This is a genomic window from Paenibacillus sp. HB172176 (genome assembly GCF_011947265.1).
Classification (GTDB): Bacteria; Bacillota; Bacilli; order Paenibacillales; family Paenibacillaceae; genus Pristimantibacillus.
The window spans coordinates 486,124-504,303 of record NZ_JAATHD010000002.1 but is presented as its reverse complement, the minus strand read 5'-3'; the positions used below and the strand labels follow the sequence as shown (position 1 = coordinate 504,303).

Sequence of the window (18,180 nt, the reverse complement as noted above, 5' to 3'; positions counted from 1 at the left end):
ATAGAATAAGGTAAAGTACAGGAGAGAGCGCATAGAATGGAACTTCGTCAGCTTTATTATTTTGTGAAAGTAGCAAGGAAAGAGCATGTCACGCAAGCGGCGGAGGAGCTGCATGTCGCGCAATCCGCCGTCAGCAGACAGATTCACCAGCTCGAGGAGGAACTTGGCGTCAAGCTGTTCGTTCAGAAGGGAAGAAACCTTCAGTTAACGCCTGTCGGCCAATTATTTCTGAAGCGGGCAGAGGTGATTCTGGGGGATCTGGAGCGTACGGTAACGGAGATTCATGAATTTCTTGATCCGGAGAAAGGGGAGATTCGGCTCGGCTTTCCTCACAGCTTGGGCATATCCCTGATTCCGCAAGTGGTGGCATCCTTCCGCAAAATACATCCGAATGTGAAGTTTCGATTCAAGCAAGGTATGTATCCGTCGCTAATTCGCGATTTGACGAAGGGCGAAATTGATCTCGCTTTCATATCTCCATTTCCCAACGAAAATGAACAGGTATGCGGAGAAATTCTTCTGACGGAAGAGCTCTATGCCATTGTTCCGCCGGGACATCCGCTGTCGAAGGAAGCGTCCATTGCGCTCAGTCAGCTGCAGGATGAAACCTTCGTACTGTTCAGTGAAGGTTATTCATTGCGGCCTATCGTATGGGACGCGTGTCAAACGGCCGGCTTCTCTCCGCGCATTGGCTTCGAGGGAGAGGAGACGGAGACGATACGGGGCTTAGTGGCCGCCGGCATGGGCGTCAGCCTCCTTCCTGAGCTCGCGTTATATGATATGGGGCCGCTGCAGCCGGTTAAGGTCCGCATCAGCGAGCCTGCCGTGACGCGGACGATCGGGCTTATTCACCGCAGCAACGAGAAGCTGCCGTTAGTTGCGAAAGTATTCCATGCCTTTCTTCTTCGTTATTTCCAGGATAAAATAAATGGGGTTTAGCCTTCTCCCTTCATTTCCGCGCGAAACAATAGCCCGGCTTTGGTCTTTGCAACCAAAGCCGGGCTATTGTTGTTCGATATTAATCCCTTGAATTGAAGATGGAGATGTAACGAAGCAGCTCCATTAGCGAAAGCAATGCTGCAGCGACATAGGTGAGGGCAGCTGCGTTAAGAACCTTTGCCACGCCGCGCTCCTCGTCATTCGTAATAAAGCCTTCCGCTACCATGATGTCGCGCGCGCGATTGCTGGCGTTGAATTCAACAGGCAGCGTAATCAATTGGAAGGCGACAACGACGGAGAAGAAGATAATGCCAAGACCAATTAGATTGAATTGACTCATTAGTATTCCAGCAATTAACAAGAATGGGGCGATACCGGAAACGAAGTTCACTAACGGAAACATCCTGGATCTTGCGACCAAAAACGGATAATGAACTGAATGCTGGATCGCATGTCCGCATTCATGACAGGCGACCGATATGGCCGAGATGGATCTTTCGTAATAGACGGGCTCCGACAGTCTGACCACCTTGTGAATCGGATCGTAATGATCTGTCAATGTACCGGCGACCGGCTCGATCGGGATATGATGCAAGCCATTGTTGTCGAGCATTCGTCTTGCGGCTTGTTGTCCGGTCATGCCGCTGTATGCAGGTACCTGCGCCCATTTCTTGAACGTGCCCTTCACTCGGAATTGCGCCCAGATGGTCAAGCCGAATGCGGCAATAATGAGTATGAAATACATGTGTCATTCCTCCAGCGTATTTTGTATTCTCGCCATTACAAGAGGTTGCTCTTGTTCATAAGCAGCATTAATGCTTCGACGCATGCTGCCGTTTGCGGCATTATTCTCGTGTACAATCGATTGGCCTGTCGCGGCTTCAACTGCTCAATAACAGGCTCCAGCTCTTTAACCTCCCGTTCCAGCTGAGAAAGATGCTGCTGAATTTCAGTCAGCTTCAGGGTGATTTTCTCCTCGGAAGTAATCTTGCTCCAGCTGTCCAAGTTTTCCTTGATCTCTTCTAATGTATATTTGTCTTTTTTCAATTCTTCAATACGCATCAGGCGCTCTAAGGTTTCAAGTCCGTACAGTCGATAATTTTTCTCCGAGCGCTTCACGGGTTCGATAAGTCCAATCGAGGTGTAATAGTCGATTGTGCGTGAGCTGATGTTTGCTAACTTGGATAATTCGCCGATCCGGAATAATTGAGAAGCAACCATCTTCTTCACCGTCCTTTTCATTTACTTCTATATAGTAATGATAATAGCAAAGCAACCATACAGTCAAACGTTATGCTTATTCCTTCGATCGATTGCTGCGCGACAATAGAACTAGACGTGTGCGTCGAGGGCAGAAGAGGAGAGAAGTGCCTGAAATGCGAAGAATCGGGTGAGCTTTGGAGATGATTTTTGCTAAAATGGACTTAATTCTTAACGTTCGTGTCAGCTTTGATGCCGAACGTTAGATTTTTTTTATAAAAATTGAAAAAGGTTATTGTCAAATTCGACTATACTGACTATAATGACATTAAGTCTTTCGTCATATGTTAAGAAACATTACATTAAAGGAGTGGTCGTATTGATTAAGAAGACGTTTCTGGCACTAGGGTTAATGACAATCTTGTTTCCGGTGGTGGCTTTCGCAGAGGATCCATCCGGAGCGACGCTGGACATGGGGTTGAACTCGATTTGGATCATGCTTGCTTTTATCTTGGTTCTTCTTATGCAAGGCGGTTTTATTCTTCTTGAAACAGGTTCTACTCGAATGAAAAATGCTGGTCATGTAGCAGGCAAAACAATCTTTACAGTTGCGCTTGCGGCTTTAATTTACTGGGCGGTAGGCTATGGAGTTGCATTCGGCGGCGAAAATGCAGACAGCGCATTAAGCAATGTTCTTGGCTGGGGAGACTTTTTCTATAATCCTGCTACTTCTGCAGTTGATGGCGATTCGTTCCCGGTTTCCGTATTCTTCTTGTTCCAACTTGCATTTGCGGCGGTTTCGCTGTCCATTGCATGGGGCGGCTTCGCAGAACGCGCCAAGCTTTCATCCTATATTCTTTTCACGATCTTCTTTATCGGTATTATTTATCCGGTAGTGGCTCACATGATTTGGGGCGGCGGCTTCCTGGCCGAGGACGGCGCGCAGGATTTTGCGGGTTCGACAGTTGTTCACTTATCCGGCGCTCTTGCAGCGTTCGCGGCAACAGTGCTGCTTAAGCCTCGTATCGGTAAATTTAACAAAGATGGTTCCGCTAATGAAATTTCCGGTCACAATCAGGTGTTTACAGCACTATCCGTACTTATTCTTTGGGTTGGCTGGTTCGGCTTTAATGCGGGTTCGACAGTTGCGGTAGGCGACGGATTCTTCGCTTATGTAGGCTTTACGACAATGCTTGGCGCCGGTGCAGGCGGTGTGGCCGCACTTCTCATTTCATGGGCGGTAACAGGCAAAGCCGATATTACGACTATGCTGAACGGTACGCTTGCCGGTCTTGTCGCCATTACGGCTTCTTGCGCATTCGTAGATCCGTGGGCTGCGGTAGTGATTGGTCTGGTAGCGGGCGTATTGGTATTCTACAGCGCCAAATTTTTCGAGAAAATCAAAGTGGACGATCCAATCTACGCGCTTTCCGTTCATGGCACTGCTGGTATCTGGGGCACGCTGGCCAACGGCATCTTCGCTACTCAAGTTCTAGCTGAAAAGGTAGGCGTAGGCGAAGGCGGACTAATCGACACAGGCAGCTTCAAGCAGCTCTGGGTTCAAATTGAATCTGTAGTCATTTGCGGGGCTTTCGTGCTTATTGCATCCTTCATCGTGCTTGGACTTATGAAGATGATCATGGGCTTCCGCGTTACTGAAGAACAAGAGATCGTTGGTCTTGATCTTAGCGAACACGGCGCTTACGGCTATCCTGAGCAAATGAAAAAAGGACAAAGTATTCAAGGCTAATGCTGAATCGATAAAGGTACGGCTGACCGAAGGGAGAGGGCGAAGCGTGAATGACGGGATGCGTTCGCAGCTAATCAACAGGATCAGCTCGGCTGATGAAATTGATGAACTGCGAAGCTTGCGAGATCTCATCCACAAGCAGATGGAAGCTCTTCTCCACATTCGTCCGGTCGAACAATTGAATAATGAACTGAATGAGACTCATGATGCTGTCATACGACGAGCGATTGAACTCTCGGAAAACGAAATGGCACGGCAAGGGAGAGGTTCTCCCCCCGTGCCATATGCTTATTTATTGTTCGGCAGCGGTGGCAGGAAAGAGCAGACTTTGTCCAGTGATCAAGACAGCGGCATCATCTATATGGATGCGGTAGGCAGAGAGGAAAACGTTAAAGCTTATTTCCTCGAGCTATGTAAGCAAATTGTACAAAATTTGATTAAGATCGGGTACCCGCCATGCGAAGGCAAAGTGCTCAGCGATAATCCGGATTGGTGCCAGTCCGTAACGGAATGGGAAGCAAAGCTTGATGGATGGTTTCGGGAGCCGGCCTGGGAAGCCGTTCGCTACTTGCTCATCATTGCGGATGCTCGCTGCGTGTACGGAGATGAGGCATTATTCCGCCATCTGAAGGACATGTTCTACATTGATACGCTGAATCATCCTGTTATTCTCAAACGGATGATTGAGAATACGATGAGACATAAAGTGCTTGTCGGCGTGTTCGGACAATTGCTCAAGGAACGGTACGGCGAGGATGCAGGAAGTCTGGATATTAAATACGGCGCCTATATCCCGATGGTCAATTCCATTCGGATGATGGCCATTCAGGCCAATATTCGTGAAACCTCCACGCTAGACAGAATGAGAAAGCTGGAGGAGCTCGGTTTGCTGCAGATGGAGGACAAAGAGAGCTATGAGCAAGCTTTCCGCTTCCTGCTGCGATTGCGTCTAATGACCACGGAGCAATATGAGGATGGCATATATGCCAACAATGGAAAGCTGCACAGCAGCAAGTTGTCGAAGGAAATGACCGACGAACTGAAAAGCAGCTTGAAAGCCGGCAAGAAGCTTCAAAGAGCGGTCTACAAACAAGTCATGGGAAAGCTTATGTAAGGTGAGGCGGTGGAAAGTGAATGAAAGAACAAAAAGGCGTCGGTCGTATGTGGAGCTTATACAAAATGGGAGGAGTTACGCCTGCCATCGCTTCAATTCTTGGCTCGCAAAACGCGCAGCAAATGGCATTCATTCGCAATGCCAATCGCGAGCAACGTAAGCAATCCCTGCTTGAGACTCCGCTGAGAGAGCTTGAAATCGTTGTATTCGATCTGGAGACAACCGGCTTTAATCCGAATAACGGAGACGAGATAATATCGTTCGGTGCTGTCGTCATGAAGGATGGCAGGATTATGGAGGATGAGACCTTCTATAGCCTGGTTAATCCGAAAAGACTGATTCCGAGAGCGATAGTTGAGTTAACCGGCATTACGAACGAGATGGTTCAAGATGCGCCGGATCTTATGTCCGTGCTTCATGATTTCATGGCGTTTATCGGCCGAAGATTGCTTATCGCGCATGCTTCCGGCCATGATAAGCAATTTCTTAACGTTGCTTTGTGGCGAACCTCCAAGGTAAGTCTGAATCATCGTATCCTAGACACCATGATGATTGCGAAGTGGCTCGAGCCGCAGAGAAATGGCTATGGCCTGGATGAATTGCTGGAGAGCTGCGGCATTCCGATTATCGGCAGGCATCATGCGTTGCAGGATTCGTTAATGACGGCAAAGCTCTGGCAGCGGTATCTGGCTCGCATTCTGGACCGGAATATTACGACCTTGGGCGATCTGTACGCCTATCTAAGCAAGCACTAGCGAGGTTGGTTGGAATGTATCGTTCGCATATCGGTAAGGCTGTGCAACCGGATGTTTGCGATCCTGTAGAGAGATAATCCAGTAGGATAGAGTGGACAAGGGCAGGAATCCGGCTCCATCGCGCATAGAGGGAACCGCTTCGGACCGTGGATGGGAGTGGAAAAAACCGACAAGAGATTGTCGGTTTTTCTGCATGTTGAAGTAAGCTTGGGTCCATTCTACAGGATCGAAAGCGAAGGAATCCAAAGGCGTGTGATGCACATTCTGAATAGGCAGCACTTCGTCGATCATTTCCGAATCGCGGTTGCGAATAAGAATGCCGCATACTTCGCTAGGCAATCCTGCCGTGCAAATTGCGATAAGCTCCTCATAGACGCTTCTTCGAATGAGCTCTTGACGAATGGATTGCTGCATGAATCTTGCCTCCTAAGCTTTAGGGATTAGCGGATACTCCTTATTATACTCAGGATAGAAGCAAGCTCAAGTCTTTGCCTGTTTCTTAGGCGGATGGATAAACGCGGCGACGGTGATCAGCACCGCTGCGCTTAGCGCGCTGAGAAAGATGAACAGCCACGTAACGGAAAGGTCGGCCAGCCAGCCGAAGAGCGGCGGTCCCGCGGCGACGCCGAGAAAGCGCAAGCTGTTGTACAAAGAGGTGACCATGCCCCGATGGGTACGATCAACCGAGCCCGTAATGAGCGTGTTCAAGCAAGGAAGCACAAGACCGGTTCCTATGCTGCTGACCGTAATAAAGCTGATAAGCAGAGCAAAGCTGCTGTGCCAGATCGAAGCGGCTATCAGGAAGAGCGTAATCATGCATAATCCGATAACCATCAGCTTCTTCATTAAATGACCGTTCTTCTTGATGCCCCTGCCGGTTAGAAAGGCGGTAATGACAAGTCCTAGTAAAGGGATAGCGAGCAAGCCGCCTTTGGCAACGCCTTTAATGCCGAGCGGAGGCTTCTCGGCCATGTCGGACAGATAGACAAGAAGACCGAATAATATGAATAATCCCAGAGAACCGGCGCAATAGGCGGTAATGAGCCATTTCCCATTTTTGCTGTAAATGTCCTTCATTCCGGACAGATATTCCTTCAGCGGCAACGGCTTCGCCTTGTGAGGCGGCTCCTTGATCAGGAACAGGACAGCAACGAAGGCTCCTGCGCAAAATAAAGGAAAGGCGAAAAAAGGAGCATACCATGTCCAAAGACCAAGGAGCGAGCCTAGAATAGGACTAATAACCTTTCCTGAGCCATTCGCGGCTTCGATCAAACCCAGTGCCTCGCTTTCTTCGCCGTCCTTGTACAAATCTCCGACAAGCGCCATGGCAATTGGAGCCGTTCCGGCCGCTGCAAGGCCCTGCACCGCTCTGGAGATAATAAGAACGGTGTAGGAGTCCCAGATCGCTCCCATTGCCGACATAATGCCTGCTGCGCCGTAAATGGCGAGCGCTGGCAAGATGACGGCCTTGCGCTTCATCCGATCGGAGAGATAACCGATCAAAGGTATGAACACCGCCGCCGTAACCGAGAATAAAGTAATGACCATACTCGACTGCAGCTTGGAGAGATTCATCGCCTTTTGCATATCGGGCAGGATGGGAACAAGCATGGAATTGCCAAGCACGAGCACCAGAGGAACGGTAGCGAATGCGGCGTACTGAAGCCATTTTGATTGTGACTGAGCCAAGCCGTTCGGCCTCCTTCGACGTCATCAATTTCGTGACGGTTTTATGGCTAATCTGCCCCGCTGCTTGAGCTTCCATACTACGCATGATACGATGGGGAGAAGATGAATTTCCCGGAGAAGGAAGGGACAGCATGAAGAAAACGATGATTTTATTTGTTCTTGCATTTGTTTTTGCCGGCCTTGCCATTTATCAATATACGCAGAATGGTTCGGATTCCGTCACAGAAGCTGCTGCGGACTCTAGCGTGGAATTCAAGCCGAAGGCAGGCTCGAAGTCTCTGAGCTTTGAGTTGCCGGGGCTTGGCGATGAGACCTATGCCGTCGGGGGCGAGGGCGAGAAGCTGACGCTCGTCAATTTCTGGGCATCCTGGTGCGGACCCTGCGAGCTCGAAGCGCCCGACCTGCAGAAGCTCTATACTCAATATGGAGATCGAATTGCGTTATATGGCGTCAACGCGACTAATTTTGACAAGGAACGTTCCGCCAGAGAATTTGTAGAAGAGCAGGGCTTTACCTTTCCGATTCTAATGGATCGGGATGGAAATATTACGAAAGCGTATAAGGTGAACGCCTTCCCGACCACCTTCGTCATTGATTCAGAAGGAATCATCAGAGAACGGGTGAACGGCGTCATAACGTACGAGGAATGGCAGAGAATGATCGAGAAATGGGCATGAATTCGAAATTCGAGCCATGAAAGAGAGGGTGCTGTCCGCGGCTTTCGCTGCGGGCAGCACCCTCTGTTGCGGAACAAATCAGTGGTTCAACAGCCCGAGACGTTCCGAGGCTTCTTGCGTCGAGCCTTCCACCTTATCCATATGAAGCAGCGCGTACCTGAAGCTGTCAAGCAGAGCCTCCCAGCTGGCTTCAATAACATTGCTGGAAACGCCGACCGTGCTCCACGTATTGTCGAGGCCGGTCGATTCGATAAGAACGCGTACCTTGGCGGCAGTCGCATCCTTCTCGTCGATGACGCGAACCTTGTAATCGGACAAATGGATGTCTTCGATTTGCGGGTAGAAGCTGATAAGAGCTTTCCGCAACGCATTGTCAAGCGCGTTGACAGGTCCGTTCCCCTCGGCGGCAGTATAAACCTGCTGACCATCCACATTAATTTTCACGATCGCCTCGGAGATCATCTCGCTGCTTGACTTCTCTACATGCATTTTGAACGATTCCACTTTGAACAATTCCTTGCTTTCGGTGAAGGCGGCGCGAAGGAGAAGCTCGAGCGAGGCGTCGGCGCCTTCGAATTGATAGCCTTGATGCTCCAGATCCTTGATCTGCTCCATAATCATCTTGGTCTTCTCGTTGTTCGTGTTCACGTCGAGGCCAAGCTGAGCGGCCTTCGATATAATGTTGCTTTGGCCTGCCAACTCGGAGACCAGAATGCGCTGCTTGTTGCCGACGAGCTCCGGCGCGATATGCTCGTACGTTTTGGCGTCCTTCATAATGGCGGATACGTGAATACCGCCCTTATGCGCGAATGCGGCATTGCCGACATAAGCTTGACCGACAGGCATATGCACATTGGCGATTTCGCTAATATAACGGGCCGTTCCGGTCAGATTGCGAAGCTGCTCCTCGTCGAGGCATTGATAGTTCAGCTTGAGCTGCAGGTTGGGAATAATTGAGCAGAGATTCGCGTTGCCGCAACGTTCGCCGTAGCCGTTGATCGTACCCTGCACCTGTCTCGCTCCCGCTTGAACCGCCGCAAGGGAATTGGCGACCGCAAGCTCGCAATCATTATGAGTATGAATGCCAATCGGGGTCGTTAATTCCTCGCGCACTCTCGTCACGATTTCGTGAATTTCGCCTGGAAGAGTGCCGCCATTCGTATCGCAAAGCACAAGCCAATCCGCTCCGCCTTCCTGCGCCTTGCGCAAAGCCGCAAGCGCATACTCTGGATTATTCTTGTAGCCGTCAAAGAAATGCTCGGCATCGTACATCGCTTCCATACCGCGACTTTTGAGCAGAGCGAAGGAATCGAAAATCATCGCCAGATTTTCCTCCAGCGTTGTCTGAAGCGCCGTGTGCACATGAAAATCCCATGCTTTGCCGACTAAAGTAGCGGCGGGCACGCCGGATTCAATAATGCGAAGCAGGCTGGCATCCTGGTCTGCCTGGCTGTTCTTGCGGCGCGTGCTGCCGAAAGCGGTAATTTTGGCTCGGAGCTTCAGCGACTTCACCCGTTTGAAAAACTCGATATCTTTATTGTTGCTGCCGGGATTTCCGCCTTCAATATATGCAACCCCCAGAGCATCCAGCTTCTGAGCGATCTTTAGCTTATCGTCTGCCGACAGGCTGATTCCTTCGCCTTGTGTGCCGTCACGCAACGTTGTATCGAAAATGGAGATATTTGCGGACATTTTTGAATAGCGCCTCCTTCACTTGATGACCATTAACAAATCATAATGAATCATTATAACATTTTATCTCTTTAAAGTAGATAGGAAAAGATGAAAAATCTATCGAAAGCTTGTCGAATAGCAAAGGTTGACTTGCTCTATGCCTAATTATATGCTGATGAAAAGAGATCGTACAACCAATCGTGAATATTTATCAATAGAAGCAAGGCGGTGAATAAGGATGAGCGGCAATGTGCAGGAGCATTATCCGGCGAAGGGGAGGGTTATTATTCACCTCGATATGAACGCCTTCTATTGCTCGGTTCACGAGGCGGAGCAACCTGAAACATATAGTGGAAAACCAACCGCCGTGTCGGGCAGCGTCGAGCTGCGCAAAGGCATCATCGTCACTTGCTCTTATACGGCCAGAGCGCGCGGAATCAAGACCGGCATGCAGGTTCGTCAAGCGCTCAAGCTATGCCCGGAGCTGATGCTGATCAAGCCTGATTTCGAACTGTACAGAAAATATTCAAGAGGCTTTCTCTCGATTGCCAGACAATTCACGGACATGGTGGAGACGGTTTCAATCGATGAATGCTACATGGATATAACGGGCTCCAAATTACTTGGCACTCCATTGGAAATATCCCGGACGCTTCAGCAAAGAATTCGAACAGAATGGCAGCTGCCTTGCTCAATCGGACTCGCTCCGAACAAGCTGCTGGCCAAGATGGCTTCGGATATGAAAAAGCCAAACGGTCTTACCGTGCTCAGACTGAGAGATGTGCCTGGCTTGTTGTGGGATAAGCCCTGCGGTATGCTGTTTGGCATCGGAAGGAAGACGGCGGAAAAGCTGCTGAAGCTGCGAATCGAAACGATCGGCCAGTTGGCAATGGCGGACGAAAGAATGCTGATCAAGCATTTTGGCACGGTCGGCGCGTGGATGAGAGCGGCAGCGCACGGCATTGACCATGGGGAAGTAAATCCGAACCGCGAAGCAAACAAATCGATCGGCCATACGACGACGCTGCCGCAGGATGTGACGGAGCGCGAGGAAGTATTCCGCATATTGCTTAATTTATCCGATCAAACGGGGCGGAGGCTGCGCAGACAGAAGCTTGTCGCTTCGACCGTGCAGATTACGATTCGCAGGCCGGACATGACCACGATTACCCGGTCGCATACATTGCCCGCTCCTACGCAGTCCGCCGAGGACATTAACAGGGAAGCTCGCAAGCTGTTCAGCAAGCATTGGCCTGAGGGCGCTCCGATCCGCCTGCTGGGCGTAACGCTGCAGAACTTGACGCCGCTGGACGAAACGCCGATGCAATTGGATTTGTTCGACTATGAGGAGCAGCCGAAGAAGGAAGCGCTGATTAAAGCTATGGACGCGCTTCGCGATAAATTCGGAGAAGACGCGGTGCTTACGGCAGGCATGCTGGGCGATGATCCTTCCACTTTAATCAGGAACAAACGAATTCGAGGCACATCCTTGCAAAAGGACGATGGTTTGTTATATATTGATGAGTGAAGAAACCAAGCTGCATCTGATTTCATAGTATAGAAATAACGGGATTATTCCGTATTTATAAGGAGGGAATACCATGGCAAAGTTCACATGGGTAGAGAAAGATACTTGCATTGCATGCGGCGCATGCGGCGCAACCGCACCGGATATTTACGATTATGACGATGAGGGATTGGCTGAAGTTATCTTTGACGGCGACGGCAACAAAGGTAACACGGAAATTCCTGAAGATATGTATGACGATTTGCAGGATGCTTGCGACGGATGTCCGACGGATTCCATCAAAATTGCCGACGACCCGTTTAACGCGGCCGGCTAATCCTGTACAGTATAACGGCAACTCGAAGCCCTTTCCGTGAAATACGGAAGGGTTTTTTGTTTTGAATATTTCTTCGCCTGTCTTGACGAAATAGTCTCTCCAGCCGATATAGAAGAAAAGAAGATTCGAACGGCGATGGGGGATGCATTGTGGAGAAGCTGGAGGAAGAGCTGTATCTGAAACGATTCGTTAACCAGCATCCGGACAATAAGATGGGCTGGTATCTGTTAGGTCGTTATTATTTGAAGGAAGGAAAGGAAGCTAAAGCCAACTATTGCTTCATTCAATCCGGAGATGTGTACGAAGCGTACGAGCAAGAAAGTCATCCGCTGGCGGAAAAACAGGGCTTGGAGCTGCTGATGAAGTGGGATCTGGAGCAAAAGAAGCGAAAGCTTCTGCGCAAAACGCTCTTCATCTTATTGCCGATGCTCCTGCTCGCGTTTCTCTTGCCGCTGCAGGCGGCAAAGCGGGTAGAGGATGCTGCTGAAACGAAAGAAGCAGCGACGGTGGGAGGAGCGAGCGGCATCTCGGAGAAGCAAGCGCCGCTTGGCGTTCTGCTGCTGTCAAAGGAAGAGAACGCGCCGATCGAGCAAGCTTTGCAGATATTCTCGAAGCTAAAGCCGCGGGTGCTGATTGCCGCGGAACTGAAGCGATCGGACAATTGGCTCGATTGGAACAGCGACGAGCGGCTTCTGGCCTCCATCGCATCTAACGGAAGTCGATCGCCTCTCCAGGTTGAATTGCTGTCGCCGGAGCTTTGTCTGTGCGAGCCGTCATCATTGCCGGCCATGAACGAGACGTTTCAGACTTGGAAGAAACAACAGGAAATGCACTGGACTCTATCGAGCGCCATCTATCATTATCGCGAATTATTCCAAAAATGGCCAGTGCGGCTTAAGGATTTGATACAGCCTTATCCGAATAATGTTTTGGCGGGAGAAGGAAAAGGGATGCGTGAGATGTTCCCTCGCCTGCTTCAAGCCTTGAAGGAATATGAACAAAACATCGAGAAAAGCGAGCAGACAGCGGTGAAGGGGGGAAAAGCGACTAGCGATAATGCGGGAAAGGAAGAAGTGGGAACTGCCGGCGGCAGCGATTTCAATGCAAAAAGCATGGGAACAAACGGCTTGATTGAAGAGGGTTGGCCGGATCCGATTCAGATTGTCGTCGACACCGAGGCCCATACTCTGTCCGTTGTGCACAATCTCCTTGTTATTCGAAGCTATAAAGTCGGGCTTGGAGGAGATCGAACGCCTACAGGTACGTTCTCGATCAGCGAGAAGGTGCGTAATCCTAACGGTTCCGATCAAGGGGTGTTCGGCTCGCGCGGCATGACGCTGTCGAATACGCTCTATGCGATTCATGGAACGGACAAGGAGGACAGCATCCTCAAGGATGAGTCGCTGGGCTGCATCCGAATGAAGCGGGGGGATGTGGAAGAACTGTTCGATATGGTGCCTCTCGGAACGAAGGTAATCATAAAAAAAGGAATGATTCCATTCCCGGCGAAGCCGGCTCCCAGCCGATTTCGGCTCGAGCCGCAGCAGAATGAAACCAATCCCGATAAGAAATATGAATGGTTATCGTGACTTATTGTTAGCCATCAAGAGAATATGAGCAACAGAGCGACGGCGATAACGATCGCGCCTGCAATGGAGGAAAGCCAGATTAGAGCTTTCTTGTTCACTTCTTCCTTTGGTTTTGTTTTCAGTGTGGCGGGTTTTCTTTTGGGAGCGCTCATTGACATTCAACCTCTCTATTTCGAATTGACAAGCTTGCTATGTTTGTATTGTAATCGTTTTCTGGGCTTCCTGCAATAACGCATTCCGCTCTGGCGCGTCTGGTTGACGGTGATAAGCTGACTTTACGCGTCAGAGTCGATGCTCTCCTCTTTTCTTTTTCATGCAAAAAGGATAAACTGTTCGGTAGAGCATTTAACGAAAGAACGGAGTGAACCGCTTGTTTTACACCTCAGTCTTAAAACCGCTTTTTTTCAAAATGGACCCGGAAAAAGCGCATCATCTTGTTATTGACGGCCTATCTTCGGGAGCGCGCGTGCCGGGCATGACCTCCATCATGCATGCCATGTACGGCGTATCGCCGTCGCCCGAGCTGTCAACGGAGCTGTTCGGCCTGAAGTTTCATCATCCAATTGGACTCGCTGCCGGTCTCGATAAGAACGGAATAGCTTCGGACGGCTTCTCCAGCATTGGCTTCGGATTTGCCGAAGTCGGCACGGTGACCCCGAAGCCCCAGTCCGGCAACGAGCTTCCGCGGCTGTTCCGGTTGCCGCCTGAAGAAGCGCTCATCAACCGGATGGGCTTCAACAACAACGGCGTGGAGGCGATGGCGGAATCTCTCTCGAAACGAAAGATTCATCGCATACCGATTGCCGTGAATATTGGCAAGAACAAGCTTACCCCTAATGAGCTCGCGCATGAAGATTATATGGCATGCATTCGAACGCTGTACCCCTATGGTGATTTCTTCGTAGTCAATATCTCTTCGCCGAACACCCAAGGATTAAGGGATTTGCAGCATGGCGACGAGCTTCGCAAGCTTCTAGGCAGCGTTATGGACGAGATGGACCGGCAAGGAGCGGCAAGCAAGAAAGCGACGAAGCCGATACTGGTGAAGATCGCTCCGGATATGTCAGACGACGAGCTGGCGCACACCGTTTCCACGATTACAGAGAGCGGAGTATCGGGTATCATTGCTACCAACACAACGCTGTCTCGCGACGGGTTGACGCATTCGCATGCCGGAGAAGCCGGGGGCCTTAGCGGCAAGCCGCTTACGGAACGATCGACGGAGGTTATCTCGAACGTTTATCGCTTAACTCGTGGTCAGCTTCCAATAATCGGATCTGGTGGAATTTTTAACGCACAGGATGCATACGATAAAATTCGCGCGGGTGCCTCCATGGTTGAAGTGTATACCGCATTAATCTATAAGGGGCCAGGCTTGCTTCGCGAGCTGACAAGCGGACTGAAGCAATGCTTGCGCAAGGACGGCTTTAGCAGCATCGCAGAAGCAGTAGGCGCAGATCATCGTTAGAACAGGAGGCGACCCCATGGACGGCAGAGACTGGAGTCTTTTTCTACAGCCTTACGAGCAAGCGGTTGAAGAATTAAAGGTAAAGTTCAAGACCATGCGTCTGGAGCTGAAAATAAGAGAGGCGTATGCGCCTATTGAATTCGTGACGGGAAGAGTCAAACGGATTTCAAGCATATTGGAGAAGGCGAAGCGGCTTGGCGTCGCTACCGATCAAATCGACACGGGCATTGAGGATATCGCCGGCATTCGCATTATGTGCCAGTTCGTCGACGATATTCACCGGGTGGCCGAATTGATTCGCAATCGGCGAGATCTGCAGCTTGTCTACGAGAAGGATTACATAACCCATTACAAGGAAAGCGGCTATCGAAGCTACCATATTATTGTGAAATACGGCGTTCAAACCGCGCTTGGCTATAAAGACGTGCTTGCCGAAATCCAGATTCGCACCCTGGCCATGAATTTCTGGGCGACCATTGAGCATTCGCTTAATTATAAATTCAAGGAAAGCTTGCCCGAGGATGTTCGAAATCGTCTGAAGAAGGCGGCGGAAGCCGCTTTCCAGCTGGATACGGAGATGACGAGCATTCGGAAGGAAATTCTGGACGCGCAGACCGAATTCGAGGAGCAGTCGAATGTGGTATCGAGAGTGCTCGGCGGCATTCAGGATCTCTACTTCTACCATCGGGTTCGGGAAGCGGCGCAGTTCCAGATGAAATTTAACGAGTTGTTCGAGCAAGCTGATTATCCAGGTCTTAACAGCTTGTCTGTCGATATTGTCGCTTCGCTCGGCAAAGCGAAGAAGGGCAGCCAGAGCTAGCGAGTGATATGGAATGAATCTAGTATAATTGTTGCTAATCAAGGAGAATGAAATGAAATTACCCTCCAAGTTTCTGGAAAAAATGAAAGCTCTGCTTCGAAACGAATATGAGGCGTTCCTCGCTTCGTATGAAGCGCCGCGCGTATTTGGAATCCGAGTAAATCCGCTAAAGCTTAGTCCGGCTGAGTGGAGGGCGCTGACGCCGATGAATAAGCTTCGCGAGATTCCATGGACAGACAGCGGCTTCTACTACGAGGAGGGAGATCGGCCGGGCAAGCATCCCCATTACCACGCCGGCTTGTACTATATTCAGGAGCCGAGCGCTATGCTGCCTGTCGAATTGCTGGATGTCAGGCCGGGTCATCGCGTTCTGGATCTCTGTGCGGCTCCTGGCGGGAAATCTACGCAGATTGCAGGGAAGCTGCTCGGAGACGGCGTTCTGGTTGCGAATGACAATGCGGCTGAACGAACGAAGGCGCTTGCCAAAAACATTGAGCTTGCCGGCGTCAGAAATGCTGTCATAACGAATGAAGAGCCGTCGGCTCTTAAATCTGTCTTTTCTCAATATTTCGATCGGATTCTCGTAGACGCTCCATGCTCCGGAGAAGGCATGTTCAGGAAGGAAGAGAGCATGGCGGCCTCTTGGGAGAAGCATTCGGTAGAGGTTTGTTCAACTATGCAACGCACCATTCTGGAAGATGCGGCGGTTATGCTCGCTCCAGGGGGCTTGCTCGTCTATTCGACCTGCACCTTCTCGCCGGAGGAGAATGAGGATCAGATTGCAGTCTTTCTATCCGAGCATCCCGAATTTCACATAGAGCCGATGCAGCAGCGACATGGACTGGATAGCGGTCATCCGGAATGGTTGACGGAGGCCGGGGAAAAGTTTGAAAAGCGTATAAGGAACAGCCTGCGAGGCACGGTTCGAGTATGGCCGCATCGGGTTGAAGGCGAAGGCCATTATGTCGCGGTGCTCAGGAAGGAAGCGGGAGCGGCGGTCTCTGCCCTTAAGAATGAAAGCTGGAACGCATCAAGTGAAGATGCGATGCTGAAGATGGAGCAGCGACAGGTTGATTCAAGAAAGAAGAAGGGCAACAAACGCGTTAGAGAGGTTGTGAAGCAAGCTGTTGCCAGCAATCCTGATCTGATCTGGAAAGCGTTCGCGGAAGAAAATTTGAAGCTTTCCGTTGACATGGCGAAGGCTTCCGTTCCCATATGGTATGGCAGCAAACTGTTCCTGCAGCCGCCGGGCTTGCCTCCCCTGGATGGACTGCGCGTCAACCGAGCGGGCTGGTATGCGGGAGAAGCGCGAAACGGCAGATTCGTTCCGTCGCAAGCGCTGGCAATGGGACTTAAGCTGGATGAGGCGTCAAGAACGGTGAATTGGCGGTCCGGAACGGAGGAGATTGACCGTTATTTGAGAGGGGAGACCTTGTTCGTGAAAGAATCCGAGCTGCGCACGAACGGGGAGGGGAAGCCAAATGGCTACGTCCTTGTATGCGTGGACGGATTCCCGCTTGGATGGGGGAAGCTTGCGGGTGATATGCTTAAGAATGAATTATCGACAGGCTGGAGGCGATTATAGTCTATGGAGAGATTGCGCGTAGACAAGCTGCTGGCGAATATGGGCATTGGCACAAGAAGCGAGATTAAGAGGGCGGTCAAGCAGGGCAAAGTGTCTGTTGACGGCAAGATGATCAAGGATAGCGGGTTGATTGTTCATCCGGAGGAACAGATCATTAGCTATGAAGGGGAGGAGGTGCGTTATCAGGCCTGGATCTATCTCATGATGAACAAGCCTCCCGGAGTCTTGTCGGCAACGGAAGACGAGCGCGACAGGACCGTGATTGATTTGTTGGCTTCGAACGACCGTGTTCTTAGCCCCTTCCCCGTGGGAAGACTCGATAAGGATACGGTCGGCCTGCTGCTGCTCACCAATGACGGGCAGCTCGCACATGAGCTTCTGTCGCCGCGCAAGCATGTCGACAAGCTCTATGAGGCGCGGGTTCACGGCGAAGTAGGCCAAGCGGATCGGGACGCATTCCAAGCGGGCGTAACGCTCGATGACGGTTACGTCACTCTGCCTGCGGAGCTGGATGTGCTGGAGAATACATTGGAGGACGGAGAAGCGTATTCTTCGATTCGACTGACAATTCGGGAAGGCAAGTTTCATCAGGTGAAGCGAATGTTCGAAGCAGTCGGCAAGCAGGTTGTCCATCTGAAGCGGATCGCCATGGGACCATTGCAGCTTGATTCGCAGCTTGCCGAAGGCGAGTATCGGGAGCTTGACGAGGCCGAGGTGGAGCTTCTTCGATCGCATCGAGGCAATAGACCCTAATAAGCTGTTACCATTCACATGAATGGACGGCGGGAATCTTTAATTCCGTAATAAATAGGAAAAACCGCCGAAGCGGATGCTTCAGGCGGTTTTCTCTCTCATATAGGTGCAAATCTTGTCTATTACAGAAAAGTTCTTGTTACAATTACCAGAAGTATAAACAGAACCAAGATAACACCTGTCGTCGTGTAGCCTCCATGTGCATATGACATGCTAATTTCCCCCCAGACAGATATTTGCCGATTGGAGAGGTTGGGATGAATGCTCGGGTTCCCGCAATCGGTATACAGTATTGTATGTGATCTGTCCAATTTGGTTTGGAC

At 50.5% G+C, this 18,180-nt stretch carries 20 protein-coding genes; 12 read left to right on the top strand and 8 right to left on the bottom strand.

What is annotated here, in order from left to right:
* Positions 1–36: 36 nt before the first annotated feature.
* Positions 37–939, top strand: a complete 903-nt coding sequence (gltC, locus tag HFP08_RS04810; RefSeq protein ID WP_168119353.1) for a glutamate biosynthesis transcriptional regulator GltC — start codon at positions 37–39, stop codon at positions 937–939.
* Between the two features lie 79 nt (positions 940–1,018).
* On the opposite strand, the gene HFP08_RS04805 is transcribed toward gltC, so the two are convergent.
* Positions 1,019–1,684 carry a zinc metallopeptidase gene (locus HFP08_RS04805; protein ID WP_168119352.1) on the bottom strand — a complete coding sequence of 222 codons (666 nt, stop codon included), beginning with the start codon at positions 1,682–1,684 and terminating at the stop codon, positions 1,019–1,021.
* 35 nt (positions 1,685–1,719) lie between these two features.
* Positions 1,720–2,181: a MerR family transcriptional regulator gene (locus HFP08_RS04800; protein WP_240941079.1), complete on the bottom strand. Its 462-nt coding sequence runs from the start codon at positions 2,179–2,181 to the stop codon at positions 1,720–1,722.
* Between the two features lie 337 nt (positions 2,182–2,518).
* Here HFP08_RS04800 and HFP08_RS04795 point away from each other — a divergent pair, with 337 nt between their 5' ends.
* Entirely contained in the window at positions 2,519–3,889 is a 1,371-nt protein-coding gene (locus tag HFP08_RS04795; RefSeq protein WP_168119351.1) for an ammonium transporter, read from the top strand.
* Between the two features lie 70 nt (positions 3,890–3,959).
* Here the strand turns inward: HFP08_RS04795 and HFP08_RS29165 are convergent, their stop codons facing one another.
* Complete coding sequence (locus HFP08_RS29165) at positions 3,960–4,148, bottom strand: hypothetical protein (RefSeq protein WP_240941103.1); 189 nt, start codon at positions 4,146–4,148, stop codon at positions 3,960–3,962.
* On the opposite strand from HFP08_RS29165, the gene HFP08_RS04790 reads away from it, so the two are divergent.
* Positions 4,068–5,003, top strand: a complete 936-nt coding sequence (locus tag HFP08_RS04790) for a DUF294 nucleotidyltransferase-like domain-containing protein (RefSeq protein ID WP_240941097.1) — start codon at positions 4,068–4,070, stop codon at positions 5,001–5,003. The genes HFP08_RS29165 and HFP08_RS04790 overlap by 81 nt on opposite strands.
* 20 nt (positions 5,004–5,023) lie before the next feature.
* Entirely contained in the window at positions 5,024–5,758 is a 735-nt protein-coding gene (locus HFP08_RS04785) for a 3'-5' exonuclease (RefSeq protein ID WP_168119350.1), read from the top strand.
* Here HFP08_RS04785 and HFP08_RS04780 read toward each other — a convergent pair.
* Positions 5,744–6,172 (bottom strand): M67 family metallopeptidase, encoded by a 429-nt coding sequence (locus HFP08_RS04780; RefSeq protein WP_168119349.1) that lies wholly within the window; start codon positions 6,170–6,172, stop codon positions 5,744–5,746. The genes HFP08_RS04785 and HFP08_RS04780 overlap by 15 nt on opposite strands.
* A 66-nt stretch (positions 6,173–6,238) precedes the next feature.
* Positions 6,239–7,447, bottom strand: a complete 1,209-nt coding sequence (locus tag HFP08_RS04775) for an MFS transporter (RefSeq protein WP_240941078.1) — start codon at positions 7,445–7,447, stop codon at positions 6,239–6,241.
* A 131-nt stretch (positions 7,448–7,578) separates the two neighbouring features.
* Here HFP08_RS04775 and HFP08_RS04770 point away from each other — a divergent pair, with 131 nt between their 5' ends.
* Entirely contained in the window at positions 7,579–8,124 is a 546-nt protein-coding gene (locus HFP08_RS04770) for a TlpA family protein disulfide reductase (protein WP_168119348.1), read from the top strand.
* A gap of 78 nt (positions 8,125–8,202) precedes the next feature.
* Here HFP08_RS04770 and cimA read toward each other — a convergent pair whose 3' ends face one another.
* Positions 8,203–9,816, bottom strand: a complete 1,614-nt coding sequence (cimA, locus tag HFP08_RS04765) for a citramalate synthase (RefSeq protein WP_168119347.1) — start codon at positions 9,814–9,816, stop codon at positions 8,203–8,205.
* A gap of 220 nt (positions 9,817–10,036) precedes the next feature.
* Between cimA and HFP08_RS04760 the strand changes: the two genes are divergently transcribed.
* The 3 genes from HFP08_RS04760 to HFP08_RS04750 all read left to right on the top strand — a co-directional run bounded on the left by HFP08_RS04760 (position 10,037) and on the right by HFP08_RS04750 (position 13,231).
* A complete protein-coding gene (locus tag HFP08_RS04760; protein WP_168119346.1) occupies positions 10,037–11,326 on the top strand; it encodes a DNA polymerase IV in 1,290 nt (429 codons plus the stop codon).
* Positions 11,327–11,399: 73 nt separating this feature from the next.
* Positions 11,400–11,642 (top strand): ferredoxin, encoded by a 243-nt coding sequence (locus tag HFP08_RS04755; RefSeq protein WP_168119345.1) that lies wholly within the window; start codon positions 11,400–11,402, stop codon positions 11,640–11,642.
* Positions 11,643–11,791: 149 nt separating this feature from the next.
* A complete protein-coding gene (locus tag HFP08_RS04750; protein ID WP_168119344.1) occupies positions 11,792–13,231 on the top strand; it encodes a L,D-transpeptidase in 1,440 nt (479 codons plus the stop codon).
* A 14-nt stretch (positions 13,232–13,245) separates the two neighbouring features.
* Here HFP08_RS04750 and HFP08_RS28965 read toward each other — a convergent pair whose 3' ends face one another.
* Positions 13,246–13,383 carry a hypothetical protein gene (locus HFP08_RS28965; protein WP_206109175.1) on the bottom strand — a complete coding sequence of 46 codons (138 nt, stop codon included), beginning with the start codon at positions 13,381–13,383 and terminating at the stop codon, positions 13,246–13,248.
* A 218-nt stretch (positions 13,384–13,601) separates the two neighbouring features.
* On the opposite strand from HFP08_RS28965, the gene HFP08_RS04745 reads away from it, so the two are divergent.
* The 4 genes from HFP08_RS04745 to HFP08_RS04730 are packed head-to-tail and all read left to right on the top strand — an operon-like array spanning position 13,602 to position 17,857.
* The gene (locus HFP08_RS04745; protein WP_168119343.1) at positions 13,602–14,699 is read left to right on the top strand and encodes a quinone-dependent dihydroorotate dehydrogenase; all 1,098 of its coding nucleotides are present in this window, start codon (positions 13,602–13,604) and stop codon (positions 14,697–14,699) included.
* 16 nt (positions 14,700–14,715) lie between these two features.
* Positions 14,716–15,519 carry a GTP diphosphokinase gene (gene yjbM / locus HFP08_RS04740; protein WP_168119342.1) on the top strand — a complete coding sequence of 268 codons (804 nt, stop codon included), beginning with the start codon at positions 14,716–14,718 and terminating at the stop codon, positions 15,517–15,519.
* Positions 15,520–15,571: 52 nt separating this feature from the next.
* Positions 15,572–17,104 (top strand): RsmB/NOP family class I SAM-dependent RNA methyltransferase, encoded by a 1,533-nt coding sequence (locus HFP08_RS04735; RefSeq protein WP_168119341.1) that lies wholly within the window; start codon positions 15,572–15,574, stop codon positions 17,102–17,104.
* 3 nt (positions 17,105–17,107) lie between these two features.
* Positions 17,108–17,857, top strand: a complete 750-nt coding sequence (locus HFP08_RS04730) for a pseudouridine synthase (RefSeq protein ID WP_168119340.1) — start codon at positions 17,108–17,110, stop codon at positions 17,855–17,857.
* 122 nt (positions 17,858–17,979) lie between these two features.
* Here HFP08_RS04730 and yjcZ read toward each other — a convergent pair whose 3' ends face one another.
* Entirely contained in the window at positions 17,980–18,069 is a 90-nt protein-coding gene (yjcZ, locus tag HFP08_RS29160; protein WP_168119339.1) for a sporulation protein YjcZ, read from the bottom strand.
* Between the last annotated feature and the right edge of the window lie 111 nt (positions 18,070–18,180).

Bases quoted from the DNA above. Each gene is read 5' to 3' on its own strand.
- gltC (WP_168119353.1), top strand. From the start codon at position 37: ATGGAACTTCGTCAGCTTTATTATTTTGTGAAAGTAGCAAGGAAAGAG.
- HFP08_RS04805 (WP_168119352.1), bottom strand. From the start codon at position 1,684: ATGTATTTCATACTCATTATTGCCGCATTCGGCTTGACCATCTGGGCG.
- HFP08_RS04800 (WP_240941079.1), bottom strand. From the start codon at position 2,181: ATGAAAAGGACGGTGAAGAAGATGGTTGCTTCTCAATTATTCCGGATC.
- HFP08_RS04785 (WP_168119350.1), top strand. From the start codon at position 5,024: ATGAAAGAACAAAAAGGCGTCGGTCGTATGTGGAGCTTATACAAAATG.
- HFP08_RS04780 (WP_168119349.1), bottom strand. From the start codon at position 6,172: ATGCAGCAATCCATTCGTCAAGAGCTCATTCGAAGAAGCGTCTATGAG.
- HFP08_RS04770 (WP_168119348.1), top strand. From the start codon at position 7,579: ATGAAGAAAACGATGATTTTATTTGTTCTTGCATTTGTTTTTGCCGGC.
- cimA (WP_168119347.1), bottom strand. From the start codon at position 9,816: ATGTCCGCAAATATCTCCATTTTCGATACAACGTTGCGTGACGGCACA.
- HFP08_RS04760 (WP_168119346.1), top strand. From the start codon at position 10,037: ATGAGCGGCAATGTGCAGGAGCATTATCCGGCGAAGGGGAGGGTTATT.
- HFP08_RS04755 (WP_168119345.1), top strand. From the start codon at position 11,400: ATGGCAAAGTTCACATGGGTAGAGAAAGATACTTGCATTGCATGCGGC.
- HFP08_RS28965 (WP_206109175.1), bottom strand. From the start codon at position 13,383: ATGAGCGCTCCCAAAAGAAAACCCGCCACACTGAAAACAAAACCAAAG.
- yjbM (WP_168119342.1), top strand. From the start codon at position 14,716: ATGGACGGCAGAGACTGGAGTCTTTTTCTACAGCCTTACGAGCAAGCG.
- HFP08_RS04735 (WP_168119341.1), top strand. From the start codon at position 15,572: ATGAAATTACCCTCCAAGTTTCTGGAAAAAATGAAAGCTCTGCTTCGA.
- HFP08_RS04730 (WP_168119340.1), top strand. From the start codon at position 17,108: ATGGAGAGATTGCGCGTAGACAAGCTGCTGGCGAATATGGGCATTGGC.
- yjcZ (WP_168119339.1), bottom strand. From the start codon at position 18,069: ATGTCATATGCACATGGAGGCTACACGACGACAGGTGTTATCTTGGTT.